A 12,436-nucleotide genomic window follows, 5' to 3' on the forward strand; every position below is an offset into this window, starting at 1 on the left:
GTGCATCCGACCGGCGCATCAGACCAACGCGCCCGAATAGGGCACCCGATCGGCGCCCCCGGATCAAGGCTCCGATCAAGGCCCCGGATCAAGGCCCCGATCAAGGCCCCCGACCAACGCACGGATTGCGGGTCGTTCGCGCCGATCGGCGGCTCCGGCGGCCTCGCGGCCTGCATCTCCTGCAGCCCCCACCCCGCACCCCTTTTCCGGCCCGACTTTCGCATTTCCGCCACCGATGTCGGCACCGATCAAACGCGTGTCGCGTTTGAGACATCGACGCCCCCACCTCCGGGACTACTCTCGAACAGCACGTTGCGTAGCACCGCATCTGCCGGCGCACAGCAGCGCCATCCAACGAGACATGGAGACAATACGATGAGCAGCAATCGAGGTGTCGTCTATCTTGGGCCGGGCAAGGTCGAAGTTCAGAAGATCGATTATCCGAAGATGGTCGATCCGACCGGCCGCGCGATCGGCCACGGCGTGATCCTGAAAGTGGTCAGCACGAACATCTGCGGTTCCGACCAGCACATGGTGCGCGGCCGCACGACCGCGCCGATCGGCCTCGTGCTCGGTCACGAGATCACGGGCGAAGTGGTCGAGGTGGGCCGCGACGTCGAGACGCTGAAGATCGGCGATCTCGTGTCGGTGCCCTTCAACGTCGCGTGCGGGCGCTGCGCGATGTGCAAGGACACGCATACGGGCGTGTGCCTGAACGTGAATCCGTCGCGAGCCGGCGGCGCATACGGCTACGTCGACATGGGCGGCTGGATCGGCGGCCAGGCCGAGTACGTGCTCGTGCCGTACGCCGACTTCAACCTGCTGAAATTCCCGGACCGTGACCAGGCAATGGCGAAGATCCGCGACCTGACCTGCCTGTCCGACATTCTGCCGACCGGTTATCACGGTGCGGTGAGCGCGGGGGTGAAGCCGGGCTCGACGGTCTACATCGCGGGCGCGGGCCCGGTCGGGATGGCGGCGGCCGCATCGGCGCGCCTGCTCGGCGCGGCGGTCACGATCGTCGGCGACATGAACGCGGAACGCCTCGCGCACGCGCGGGCGATGGGCTTCGAGACGGTCGACCTGTCGAAGGACGCGTCGCTCGGCGAGCAGATCGAGCAGATCCTCGGCGTGCCGGAGATCGACTGCGCGGTCGACTGCGTCGGCTTCGAGGCGCACGGCCACGGTTCGTCGGGCCATTCGGAGGAAGCGCCCGCGACGGTGCTGAACTCGCTGATGGAAATCACGCGTCCTGCCGGCGCGATCGGCATTCCGGGCCTGTACGTGACGGACGATCCGGGCGCGAAGGACAAGGCCGCGCAGCACGGCAGCCTGAGCATCCGCTTCGGCCTCGGCTGGGCGAAGTCGCATTCGTTCTTCACGGGCCAGACGCCGGTGCTGAAGTACAACCGCAACCTGATGCAGGCCATCCTGTTCGACCGTCTGCCGATCGCGAAGATCGTCAACGTCGAGGTGATCTCGCTCGATCAGGCGCCTGAAGGCTACAAGAAGTTCGACGGCGGCGCGCCGCGCAAATTCGTGATCGATCCGCACGGCTTGTTGGCGGCCTGACGCACGAACGGGCGGAACATGAAACGGGCGGCACCGGAATCGGTGCCGCCCGTTTTTGCTGTGGGCGGGCGCTGCCGGCGCAGGCGAACCCTGATCGCTGCGGCCCGCGATTGCTGCGATACGGTGTGCGGCACGAGACCGATCGCCGCGGCCAACCGGCTGCCGAACGCCGACACGAACGGCCGGCCGCTCGCCGGCTTGCGCGTCGAGTCGTATGCGGCGATCCCGTACGACAGCATCGCGGCCGCGATCGCGCCGAATTCCGGCGCGCCCGGCGCTCAGTGCGCGCGATAGACCATGGCCACTTGGGTCGCGCTTGCCGTCGCGCGCCGACCGTGGCGCGTATGCAGGCTCACGCGGCGGATCGCGTGCGCGTGTCGCGTCGCGGTAGCGCCGCCTTTCCAGTTGACGACGCGAGTACCGCTGCGCGCGCGCACCGCCGGTGCGTGCCGCGCGACCGTGGTTGCCGTGCGTCCGGTCATGTGTCGGCTCGTGCCGGCATAGCCTGCTCGATCGGTTGCGTCCAGCCGGTCGGCGGCGGCAAGCCGGTCGGTGTCGAGCGCCGGGTGGTCGGCCGGATGAAATGCATAGACGGGCGCGGGCACGACCGGCAACGTCTGCGCGTCGGCCGCATGCAGACTGGCGTCGTTTGCCGCTGGCGCCGGCGCGCCCTGGCCGCGGCAGACCGGGTCGGCCTTGCACGTCCGGTCGAACGTCACATAGCCGCCGACCAGCAGCACGAGGGTCAGGATGCTCAGCAGCGGCGCGCTCGACGCGCTCGGCCGCCGGATCGCCGCGCTGCGCACCGCGGCGCCGATGCGCGACGACCATGTCGGGACGGGGAGCGCGTCGTGCGGAGGAGCGGCCTGCGCTTCGTCGCTCCGGTTGCTCTGGTCGCTCGATTCGCTCGATTCGCGCAGCGGCGCGAACGGCCAGTCCCCGAGTCCGCAGACGGGGCATTGCTCGGTGGCGCGGAATGCCATGAAGCCGCATTGCCGGCAGCGCTGGCTGACGGCATCGCGCGGCTCGGCGCGCAGGTTCAGTGCGCCGCGCAATGTGTCGCGCGTGCGGACTTTCCGGATGGGCAGGACTTGCATGGTCGTTGCTACCTCGTCTGTCGTTGCCGCCCCGCGAGCGTCCCGAGGGTCTGCATCGCGTCCTCGACGGCAGGGGTCCACGGCCGGCCGTAGTTCAGCCGGACGTAGCGGTGAAAGGCGCCCGTCATGGAAAAAATCGGCCCGGGCGCGAGGCTGACGCCGTTTTTCATCGCGTCGCCGAACAACCGCATCGCATCCACGTGCGGCGGCAATTCGATCCACAGGAAATACCCGCCGCGCGGGGCATGCACCGCCGTGTCGGGCGGGAAGTACGCGCGGACGGCCGCCAGCATCTGTGCCTGGTGCGCCGCCAGGTTGCGGCGGAGCCTGCGCAGGAAGCGGTCGTACGCGCCGTTGAGCAGGTAGCGGGATACGGCCATCTGCGCGGGCACGTCGGCCGCCGGCGCGCTCGCGTTCTTCACCTGCCTGATCTGCTTCACGTAGCGTCCGGCCGCGACCCAGCCGACCCGGAAACCGGGGGCGAGGCACTTCGAGAACGAACCGCAATGCAGCACCAGCCCGCTTTCGTCGTACAGCTTCGCGGGCCGCGTGGGCGTCGGGCCGAAGTGCAGTTCGCCGAACACGTCGTCCTCGATGAGCGGCACGCGGTGCGACGCGAGCAGGTCGATCAGCGCGCGCTTGCGCTCGTCGGGCAGCGTCGCACCGGTCGGGTTGTGGAACGAGGTCATGAACCAGCAGGCGCGCACCGGATGCGTGTCGAGCGCGTCGGCGAGCGCATCGAGATCGAGGCCGGTGCGCGGATCCACCGGAATTTCGATGGCCTTCAGATGCAGCCGCCGCACGGCCTGCAGTACCGCGTGGTAGGCCGGACGTTCGATCGCGACGATGTCGCCGGGGCGCGTGAGCGCCTGCAGGCTCAGCGTCAGCGCTTCGGCCGCGCCGGTCGTGATGACGATCTCTTCCATCGGCAATGACGCGCCCGCGTTCAGGTAGCGCAGTGCGATCTGGCGGCGCAGCGCTTCATGGCCGGGCGGCAGTCCGGCCAGCAGTTTCGCGCGGTCCATGTTGCGGGCCGCCGCCGCCGCATACCGCCACAGGCTGCTCATCGGAAACAGCGAATAGCTCGCGAATGCGGAACCCAGCGGCACGATGTCGTCGAATTTGAGCGAGTCGAGCAAGCGGAACAGCACATCGTTGTCGCCGGCCTGCGGCGCAGCCGGTTTGCGCGGGGTGTCGTGACCCGCGCGCACGCGCTTGTCATCCAGGTTCGCAACGAAATATCCGGAGCGCGCACGCGCGGTGATCAGGCCCTCGCTTTCGAGCTTGTAGTACGCGCGAAACACGGTGGATGGACTTACACGGTAAGCGCGGCACGCTGCGCGCACGGTCGGGATACGCGCGCCGGGCCCGAGGTCGCCACGCCGGATCGCGTCGCCAATCGTCTGAGCCAGCGCCGCATAACGCTTCATGCCTGCCCTCCGGCCGATCGCGGCCGTCGTGAAAAAAGAGTAGCACGGCCTCCGCCGCGTTCAATCCCGCCCTCAAACGCTGATGCGCCTGTCGCTGATCCGGTTGTTTTCGACTCACTTTGAGCCTTTTCTTCAGACGAGCGAGCAGGCATCCTGCGCAAGTTTCATTCCCGATGCGTGATCGATACCGAGTTCGCGCCCTCCGATGGCGGACCCGTGAACCCCGTGCACCGTGTGCGGGACCCGGGCCGCTCCGTCCCTACCTTTCCCGGAAGCAATCAGCGTGAAATCGAAGTTCCTCGCTGCGGGCCTCGTGGCCGGCATCGCTCTCAACCTGTCCAGTGGTGCCGCCGAAGCGGCCTGCATCAGCAATCCTCCGACTCAATCCAACGCGTCGTTTCCCGCGGCGCTGACCGGCAAGCTCGTCTATCACAGCTATGTCAACTACGGCGACGGCACGAGCCAGCTGTTCCTGTACGATTTTTCGGCCCATACGCTCACGCAGCTGAGCAAGAGCAGCTGGGGCATCACCGATCCGATGAACGGCGTGTTCAGCCCCGACGGCAAGTGGCTCGCGTTCATGGGCATCAGCAACGGCGCATGGAACGTGTTCATGCTGCAGCTCGGCGCCGGCACGCCGCCCGTCAACCTGACGAACAGCACCGGCGCGACGCGCAACGAAGATCCGAAATTCAGCGCCGACGGCAAGACGCTCGTGTTCAAGCAGAACGGCGACGTGAAGCAGGGCACGCTGTCGTACACGAGCGCGGGCCCGGTGTTCACGTCGGTCGTGAGCCTGACGAACGCACCGGCCGGCGCCGAATACTCGATGCCGTTCCTCGCGCCGGACGCGAGCGCCGTCTACTACGCGACGGGCACCGGCTCGAACATGGGGCTGATGAAGCGCACGATCGCGACCGGCGCGACCGCCACGTTCGATCATCCGGCCGGTCTGCAGACCTACTATCCGATCGTGCGCGGCGACGGCATGGTGTTCTATGCACGCTGGAAGGATAGCGGCGGCGCGGACCAGATCTACACGAAGACCGCGGACCCGGCATCGACGCCGAACGCGCTGCCGATCAACGACTGCGTGAGCAACAACTCGGATCCGGCGCCGGTGACCGGCACGAACTACGTGTTCTTCTCGTCGACGACGGCGGGCGGCTACCAGCTCTACGTCGGCGACGTGACGACCGGCCAGCGCTGGAGCCTGTCGCAGTTCGGCGTGAATGCGGACACGACCAAGGCGAAGCTCGGCTCGAGCTACTACGGCGGCCCGGCCGCCGCGCAGCCGACGCTGCTGTCGCAAGGTCGGCCGGCTGCCGCGTCGGCGAGCTACAACACATCGCTGACGGCGGACAAGGCGTTCGACGGCAACACGACCAGCACGCGCTGGGATTCGCCGGAAGGGGCGGGCGTCGATCCGCAATGGATCTCCGTCGATCTCGGCGCGGTGAAGAAGATCAGCAGCGTCGATCTCTACTGGGACGCGGGCGCGCTCGTGTACCAGATCCAGACGTCGAACGACAACGCGAACTGGACGACGGTCTACTCGACGAACAACGGCGTGTCGTACGGTCACGTCACGTTGCCGAACCTGAATGCGCAGGGGCGCTACGTGCGGATGCTCGGTACGAAGCGGGCAACGCAGTGGGGGTATTCGCTCGACGAAATGCAGGTGTGGGGATCGTAAGCACCAGCAAAAAGCGGCCTTCGAGGCCGCTTTTTTTTATCGCGCGACTCGTGCGTCACGCATGAATCACATGCGCCGGAAACGCCGGCGCGGATGTCGCCGCGCCCTGCGCGAGCGGCGCGACCTGCTTGCGGCGTTCGCGCGTCGGCGCGACGCCGAACGCATCGCGATAGCTCTTGCTGAAGTGGCACGCCGACTGGAAGCCGCACGCCATCGTGATGTGCATGATCGACATGTCGGTCTGCAGCAGCAGCTCGCGTGCGCGGCGCAGCCGCAGCGTCAGGTAATAGTGCGTGGGCGTCATCCCGAGGTGTTCGCGGAACAGGCGCTGCAGCTGACGCTGCGACATGTTCGCGAGCCGCGCGAGCTCCTCGCGCGACAGCGGTTCCTCGATGTTGTTCTCCATCAGCGAAATCACTTCGAACAGCGACTTGTTCGCCGAGCCGAGCCGCGCGACGAGCGGCATCCGCTGTTGCGCGCTCGTGTCGCGCACGTGTTCGACGATGAACTGCTCGGCGATCTGCGTGACGCGCGGCGTGCCTATCCGTGCGGCGATCAGGTTCAGCATCATGTCGAGCGGCGCGACGCCGCCCGTGCACGTGATGCGATCGCGGTCGACCACGAACAGTTCCTTCAGGAAGCGCGTGTCCGGAAACTCTTCCTTCAGCGCCGACATGTTTTCCCAGTGGATCGCGCACGCGTAGCCCGCGAGCAGCCCCGACTTCGCGAGCGCATAGGTGCCCGTGCACAGGCTGCCGAGCGGAATGCCCGAACGCGCGAAGCGGCGCAGCGTCGACAGATGGGCGGGCGTGGTCGCGCGCTGCACGTCGACGCCGCCGCACACGAATACGATATCCGGCTGCCCGACGCACTCGGCCGGGCCCGTGTCGACCGTGAGGCCATTGCTCGCCGTGACCGGGCCGCCGTCCGGGCTGATGATCGACCAGCGGTAGAGCGGCTGGCCGCTCAGGTAGTTCGCCATCCGAAGCACCTCGATCGCATTGGTGAACGCGATCATCGTGAAGTTCGGTAAAGGCATGAACGCGAAGTGGGACAGCGACGCTGTGCGGTCGGGCGACATGGGGAGCGTTCCTTGAATCTCTAATAGCTTTTAGCCCGAGGCACGGATCGGGCTGCCGTATTGTGGGAGCGAGCGCAACAACCGTGCCATACGGCTAAACCCTAGCTCCATACGTTGTATGGGCGCGAGGCGGATGCTGCACTGCACCGTAAGCGGGCTGCGCTGCACCCGGGAAGCACAGCACAGGCACCGGCGAAGTGCCTGTCCATCGGTGAATCGCGAATTCACTGCACACGCCGGCTTGCCTCGTCATCCCAAAAAGCACGACCGGTCACTTGTACAAAACGGACGCGCATGGCGGAAAAGGTAAAGAACGCGTCTAAATTCATCAATCCGTCGAAAATCCGAACGACAAGAATAGAGCCGTCGGCAGCCTTGCACTGGATGCGCTGGAAACCCAGGTATGGCGGGCCTCGAGCTTCGGTTTCACGCCCTTTATTCTTCGTCACGGACGCACTATGTCGAACACCCAGCCTTTCTTCTCGCAGCCCCTCGCCGAGCGCGACGCGCCGGTGCGCAGCGCCATCCTGAAGGAACTCGAGCGCCAGCAGTCGCAGGTCGAGCTGATCGCGTCGGAAAACATCGTGTCGCGCGCGGTGCTGGAGGCCCAGGGTTCGGTGCTGACCAACAAGTATGCGGAAGGCTATCCGGGCAAGCGTTACTACGGCGGCTGCGAGTTCGCGGACGAGGTGGAGGCGCTGGCGATCGAGCGCGTGAAGCAGATCTTCAACGCCGGCTATGCGAACGTGCAGCCGCACTCGGGCGCGCAGGCGAACGGTTCGGTGATGCTCGCGCTCGCGAAGCCGGGCGACACGGTGCTCGGCATGTCGCTGGACGCCGGCGGCCACCTGACGCACGGCGCGAAGCCGGCGCTGTCGGGCAAGTGGTTCAACGCCGTGCAGTACGGCGTGAACCGCGACACGATGCGGATCGACTACGACCAGGTCGAGGCACTCGCGCACGAGCACAAGCCTAGCCTGATCATCGCCGGCTTCTCGGCGTACCCGCGCGCGCTGGACTTCGCCCGCTTCCGTGCGATCGCCGACAGCGTCGGCGCGAAGCTGATGGTCGACATGGCGCACATCGCGGGCGTGATCGCCGCCGGCCGCCATGCGAATCCGGTCGAGCACGCGCACGTCGTCACGTCGACCACGCACAAGACGCTGCGCGGCCCGCGCGGCGGCTTCGTGCTGACCAACGACGAAGAGATCGCGAAGAAGATCAACTCGGCCGTGTTCCCCGGCCTGCAGGGCGGCCCGCTGATGCACGTGATCGCCGGCAAGGCCGTCGCGTTCGGCGAAGTGCTGCATGCGGACTTCAAGACCTACATCGACAACGTGCTCGCGAACGCGCAGGCCCTCGGCGAAGTGCTGAAGGCGGGCGGCGTCGACCTCGTCACCGGCGGCACCGACAACCACCTGCTGCTGGTCGACCTGCGCCCGAAGGGCCTGAAGGGCGCGCCGGTCGAGCAGGCGCTCGAACGCGCGGGCATCACCTGCAACAAGAACGGCATTCCGTTCGACACCGAGAAGCCGACCGTCACGTCGGGCATCCGCCTCGGCACGCCGGCCGGCACGACGCGCGGCTTCGGCGTCGCGGAGTTCCGCGAAGTCGGCCGCCTGATTCTCGAGGTGTTCGACGCGCTGCGCGCGAACCCGGAAGGCGACCACGCGACCGAACAGCGCGTGCGCCGCGAGATTTTCGCGCTTTGCGAGCGCTTCCCGATTTACTGATCGACGACCCCACATACAGCAGAGACTGGAGCGAGAGGCAGATATGAGCACGCTGCATCAGGACAGCATCATCATCGACGGACTGAACATCTCGAAGTTCGAGAAGCCGGTGTTCGAGGACATGCGCAAGGGCGGCATCACGGCCGCGAACTGCACGGTATCGGTGTGGGAGAACTTCACCAAGACCGTCGACAACATCGGCGTGATGAAGCAGAAGATCCGCGAGAACGGCGAACTGCTGACGCTGGTGCGCACGACCGACGACATCTTCCGCGCGAAGAAGGAAGGCAAGACGGGGATCATCCTCGGCTTCCAGAACGCGCACGCGTTCGAGGACAACCTCGGCTACATCGAGGCGTTCGCCGACATGGGCGTGCGCGTCGTGCAGCTTTGCTACAACACGCAGAACCTGGTCGGCACCGGCTGCTACGAGCGCGACGGCGGCCTGTCGGACTTCGGCCGCGAAGTGATCACCGAGATGAACCGCGTCGGCATCATGGTCGACCTGTCGCATGTGGGCGGCAACACGTCGTCGGAAGCGATCGCGTTCTCGAAGAAGCCGGTGTGCTACTCGCACTGCCTGCCGTCGGGCCTGAAGGAACATCCGCGCAACAAGAGCGACGCGCAGCTGAAGGAAATCGCCGACGCCGGCGGCTTCGTCGGCGTGACGATGTTCGCGCCGTTCCTGAAGCGCGGCATCGAGGCGAACATCGACGACTACATCGAGGCGATCGACTACGTCGTGAACCTGATCGGCGAAGACGCGGTCGGCATCGGCACGGACTTCACGCAGGATTTCGCGAAGGAATTCTTCGACATGCTGACGCATGACAAGGGCCGCTATCGCCAGCTGACGAACTTCGGCAAGGTGATCAACCCGGACGGCATCCGCACGATCGGCGAATTCCCGAACCTGACCGCGGCGATGGAACGCCACGGCTGGAAGGAGTCGCGCATCCGCAAGATCATGGGCGAGAACTGGGTGCGCGTGTTCAAGGACGTGTGGGGCGCGTAAGCGTCCGCCGAGCCGAACCGCCACCCGCGATTCAACACTAGAACAATCGGGACGTGCCGGCGCCTGTCGCGCGGGCACGCGGACGATGTCGTGCCTGCGCCTGAGCCGCGCGGCCAATTTTCCTCACGGAGTCACCACGATGCAACCGCAACTGCCGATCAACGTCGATCCCGATACCGGCGTCTGGACCACCGACGCGCTGCCGATGCTGTACGTGCCGCGTCACTTCTTCACGAACAACCACGTTGCCGTCGAGGAAGCGCTCGGCGTCGAGGCGTATGCCGAGATCCTCTACAAGGCCGGCTACAAGTCCGCGTACCACTGGTGCGACAAGGAAGCGAAGCTGCACGGCCTCACCGGCATGGCGGTGTTCGAGCACTACCTGAAGCGCCTGTCGCAACGCGGCTGGGGCCTGTTCTCGATCATCGAGGCCGATCCGGCCAGCGCACGCGCGAAGATCGAGCTGCGCCACTCGTCGTTCGTGCTCCAGCAGCCGGGCAAGGAAGGCAAGCTCTGCTACATGTTCGCGGGCTGGTTCGCCGGCGCGATGGACTGGGTCAACGACACGACGCCGGAAGGCAAGGGCGCGCCGCGCGCGCAGTCGAAGGAAGTGCAGTGTGCGGCCGAGCACCACGATCACTGCGTCTTCGAAGTGTCGCCGATCGCGCACTGACGCGCCGACCCGACGACACAGCAACAAACAACACCCGCAACACGAGACATTCGAACGCCAGAGGTCGCCTGCGATGCGTTATCCCCACCTGTTCAAACCCATGCAGCTGAACCAGCTGACGCTGCGCAACCGGATCGTCAGCACCGCGCACGCGGAGGTGTATGCCGAGCCGGGCGGCCTGCCGGGCGACCGCTACATCCGCTATTACGAAGAGAAGGCGAAGGGTGGCGTCGGCCTCGCGATCTGCGGCGGCTCGAGCCCCGTGTCGATCGACAGCCCGCAGGGCTGGTGGAAGTCGGTGAACCTGTCGAACGACAAGATCATCGACCCGCTCACGCGTCTCGCCGACACGATGCACAAGCACGGCGCGAAGATCATGATCCAGGCGACGCACATGGGCCGCCGCTCGTCGTTCCACGGCGAGCACTGGCCGCACCTGATGTCGCCGTCGGGCGTGCGCGAGCCGGTGCACCGCGGTAACGCGAAGATCATCGAGATCGAGGAAATCCGCCGCATCATCGGCGACTTCGCGGCCGCCGCGAAGCGCGTGAAGGCAGCCGGCATGGACGGCATCGAAATCTCCGCCGCGCACCAGCACCTGATCGACCAGTTCTGGAGCAAGCGTTCGAACCACCGCACCGACGAATGGGGCGGCAGCCTCGAGAACCGTCTGCGCTTCGGCATCGAAGTGCTGACGGCCGTGCGCGAAGCGGTCGGCAAGGACTTCTGCGTCGGCCTGCGCATGTGCGGCGACGAATTCCACGAGGACGGTCTCGATCACGAAGCGCTGAAGGAAATCGCGCAGGCGATGTCGGAGACGGGCCTGATCGACTACCTGAGCGTGGTCGGCTCGGGCGGCGACACGCACAACACGATCGCGAACTGCATGCCGCCGATGGCGCTGCCGCCGGAGCCGTTCGTGCACCTCGCGGCCGGCATCAAGTCGGTGGTGAAGATTCCCGTGATGCATGCACAGAGCATCCGCGATGCGGGCCAGGCCGAGCGCCTGCTCGCGAACGGCATGATCGACCTGGTCGGCATGACGCGCGCGCAGATCGCCGATCCGCACATGGTGATCAAGATCCGCGACGGCCGCGAAGACGAAATCAAGCAGTGCGTCGGCGCGAACTACTGCATCGACCGCCAGTACAACGGCCTTGACGTGCTGTGCATCCAGAACGCCGCGACGTCGCGCGAAGCGACGATGCCGCACATCATCGAGAAGTCGCGCGGCCCGAAGCGCAAGGTGGTGGTGGTCGGCGCGGGCCCCGCGGGGCTCGAGGCCGCACGCGTCGCGAAGCTGCGCGGCCACGACGTCGTGCTGTTCGAGAAGAACGCCGAAGTCGGCGGCCAGGTGATGATCGCCGCGAAGGCGCCGCAGCGCGAACAGATGTCGGGGATCATCCGCTGGTTCGACATGGAAACCAAGCGTCTCGGCGTCGACCGGCGCCTCGGCGTCGCCGCCGACGAGAAGATGATCATGGCCGAGAAGCCGGACATCGTCGTGCTCGCGACCGGCGGTTCGAGCTTCACGTGGCAGGTGCCGGCGTGGGGCGTGGCCGAAGGTCTCGCGGTCAGCTCGTGGGACATCCTGACCGGCAAGGTCGAGCCGAAGCAGAACGTGCTGCTGTTCGACGGCGTGAGCACGCATGCGGGCGCCGGCGTGGCCGACTTCATGGCGAGCCGCGGCTCGAAGGTCGAGGTCGTGACGCCCGACGTGAAGGTGGCCGACGATTGCGGCGGCACGACGTTCCCGATCTTCTATCGCCGCCTGTACGCGCTCGGCGTGATCCCGACGCCGAACACGATGCTCGATCGCGTGTATGAGGAAGACGGCAAGATCATCGCCGTGCTGCGCAACGAATACACCGAGGAGCTGGAAGAGCGCGCGGTCGACCAGGTCGTGATCGAGAACGGTTCGTCGCCGAACGACGAGCTGTACTGGAAGCTCAAGCCGGAGTCGGTGAACCGCGGCCAGATCGATCCGCACACGCTGTTCGCGGCCGAGCCGCAGCCGTGCCTGTCGGAAGAACTGGGCAACGGCCGCTTCCTGCTGTTCCGTGTCGGCGACTGCATCTCGATGCACAACGTCCACGGTGCGATCTACGACTCGCTGCGTCTCGTCAAGGATTTCTAAAA

The 12,436-nt window shown here is 66.3% G+C and carries 10 protein-coding genes; 6 read left to right on the forward strand and 4 right to left on the reverse strand.

Annotation, left to right across the window (positions count from 1 at the left end):
• Positions 1-375 precede the first annotated feature (375 nt).
• Entirely contained in the window at positions 376-1,572 is a 1,197-nt protein-coding gene (fdhA, locus tag U4012_RS27040) for a formaldehyde dehydrogenase, glutathione-independent (RefSeq protein ID WP_044844368.1), read from the forward strand.
• A gap of 278 nt (positions 1,573-1,850) precedes the next feature.
• Here fdhA and U4012_RS27045 read toward each other — a convergent pair whose 3' ends face one another.
• Together U4012_RS27045 and U4012_RS27050 are read right to left on the reverse strand one after the other, a co-directional pair.
• Positions 1,851-2,669 (reverse strand): hypothetical protein, encoded by an 819-nt coding sequence (locus U4012_RS27045; RefSeq protein ID WP_044844367.1) that lies wholly within the window; start codon positions 2,667-2,669, stop codon positions 1,851-1,853.
• Positions 2,670-2,677: 8 nt separating this feature from the next.
• On the reverse strand, positions 2,678-4,099 hold the full coding sequence (locus U4012_RS27050) for a PLP-dependent aminotransferase family protein (RefSeq protein WP_321802249.1): 1,422 nt from the start codon (positions 4,097-4,099) through the stop codon (positions 2,678-2,680).
• A 283-nt stretch (positions 4,100-4,382) separates the two neighbouring features.
• Between U4012_RS27050 and U4012_RS27055 the strand changes: the two genes are divergently transcribed.
• Positions 4,383-5,795 carry a discoidin domain-containing protein gene (locus U4012_RS27055; RefSeq protein ID WP_044844365.1) on the forward strand — a complete coding sequence of 471 codons (1,413 nt, stop codon included), beginning with the start codon at positions 4,383-4,385 and terminating at the stop codon, positions 5,793-5,795.
• Positions 5,796-5,850: 55 nt separating this feature from the next.
• Here U4012_RS27055 and U4012_RS27060 read toward each other — a convergent pair whose 3' ends face one another.
• Both U4012_RS27060 and U4012_RS27065 read right to left on the reverse strand, forming a co-directional pair.
• The gene (locus tag U4012_RS27060) at positions 5,851-6,876 is read right to left on the reverse strand and encodes a GlxA family transcriptional regulator (RefSeq protein WP_124521481.1); all 1,026 of its coding nucleotides are present in this window, start codon (positions 6,874-6,876) and stop codon (positions 5,851-5,853) included.
• A gap of 224 nt (positions 6,877-7,100) precedes the next feature.
• Positions 7,101-7,325 (reverse strand): hypothetical protein, encoded by a 225-nt coding sequence (locus tag U4012_RS27065; protein ID WP_321802250.1) that lies wholly within the window; start codon positions 7,323-7,325, stop codon positions 7,101-7,103.
• 9 nt (positions 7,326-7,334) lie between these two features.
• Here U4012_RS27065 and U4012_RS27070 point away from each other — a divergent pair, with 9 nt between their 5' ends.
• The 4 genes from U4012_RS27070 to U4012_RS27085 all read left to right on the forward strand — a co-directional run bounded on the left by U4012_RS27070 (position 7,335) and on the right by U4012_RS27085 (position 12,434).
• On the forward strand, positions 7,335-8,609 hold the full coding sequence (locus U4012_RS27070) for a serine hydroxymethyltransferase (RefSeq protein ID WP_044844363.1): 1,275 nt from the start codon (positions 7,335-7,337) through the stop codon (positions 8,607-8,609).
• A gap of 43 nt (positions 8,610-8,652) precedes the next feature.
• A complete protein-coding gene (locus tag U4012_RS27075) occupies positions 8,653-9,624 on the forward strand; it encodes a dipeptidase (RefSeq protein ID WP_044844362.1) in 972 nt (323 codons plus the stop codon).
• Positions 9,625-9,763: 139 nt separating this feature from the next.
• Positions 9,764-10,297 (forward strand): DUF5943 domain-containing protein, encoded by a 534-nt coding sequence (locus U4012_RS27080; RefSeq protein ID WP_006488993.1) that lies wholly within the window; start codon positions 9,764-9,766, stop codon positions 10,295-10,297.
• A gap of 73 nt (positions 10,298-10,370) precedes the next feature.
• Positions 10,371-12,434 (forward strand): NADH:flavin oxidoreductase, encoded by a 2,064-nt coding sequence (locus U4012_RS27085; RefSeq protein WP_044844361.1) that lies wholly within the window; start codon positions 10,371-10,373, stop codon positions 12,432-12,434.
• The last annotated feature ends 2 nt before the right edge of the window (positions 12,435-12,436 follow it).

Origin of the sequence: Burkholderia sp. BCC1988 (genome assembly GCF_905339895.1) — a bacterium.
Taxonomy (GTDB): Bacteria; Pseudomonadota; Gammaproteobacteria; order Burkholderiales; family Burkholderiaceae; genus Burkholderia.

What these genes read in the sequence shown, in the direction of transcription:
- fdhA (WP_044844368.1), top strand. Translation starts at nt 376, where the DNA reads ATGAGCAGCAATCGAGGTGTCGTCTATCTTGGGCCGGGCAAGGTCGAA.
- U4012_RS27045 (WP_044844367.1), bottom strand. Translation starts at nt 2,669, where the DNA reads ATGCAAGTCCTGCCCATCCGGAAAGTCCGCACGCGCGACACATTGCGC.
- U4012_RS27070 (WP_044844363.1), top strand. Translation starts at nt 7,335, where the DNA reads ATGTCGAACACCCAGCCTTTCTTCTCGCAGCCCCTCGCCGAGCGCGAC.
- U4012_RS27075 (WP_044844362.1), top strand. Translation starts at nt 8,653, where the DNA reads ATGAGCACGCTGCATCAGGACAGCATCATCATCGACGGACTGAACATC.
- U4012_RS27085 (WP_044844361.1), top strand. Translation starts at nt 10,371, where the DNA reads ATGCGTTATCCCCACCTGTTCAAACCCATGCAGCTGAACCAGCTGACG.
- U4012_RS27080 (WP_006488993.1), top strand. Translation starts at nt 9,764, where the DNA reads ATGCAACCGCAACTGCCGATCAACGTCGATCCCGATACCGGCGTCTGG.
- U4012_RS27060 (WP_124521481.1), bottom strand. Translation starts at nt 6,876, where the DNA reads ATGTCGCCCGACCGCACAGCGTCGCTGTCCCACTTCGCGTTCATGCCT.
- U4012_RS27050 (WP_321802249.1), bottom strand. Translation starts at nt 4,099, where the DNA reads ATGAAGCGTTATGCGGCGCTGGCTCAGACGATTGGCGACGCGATCCGG.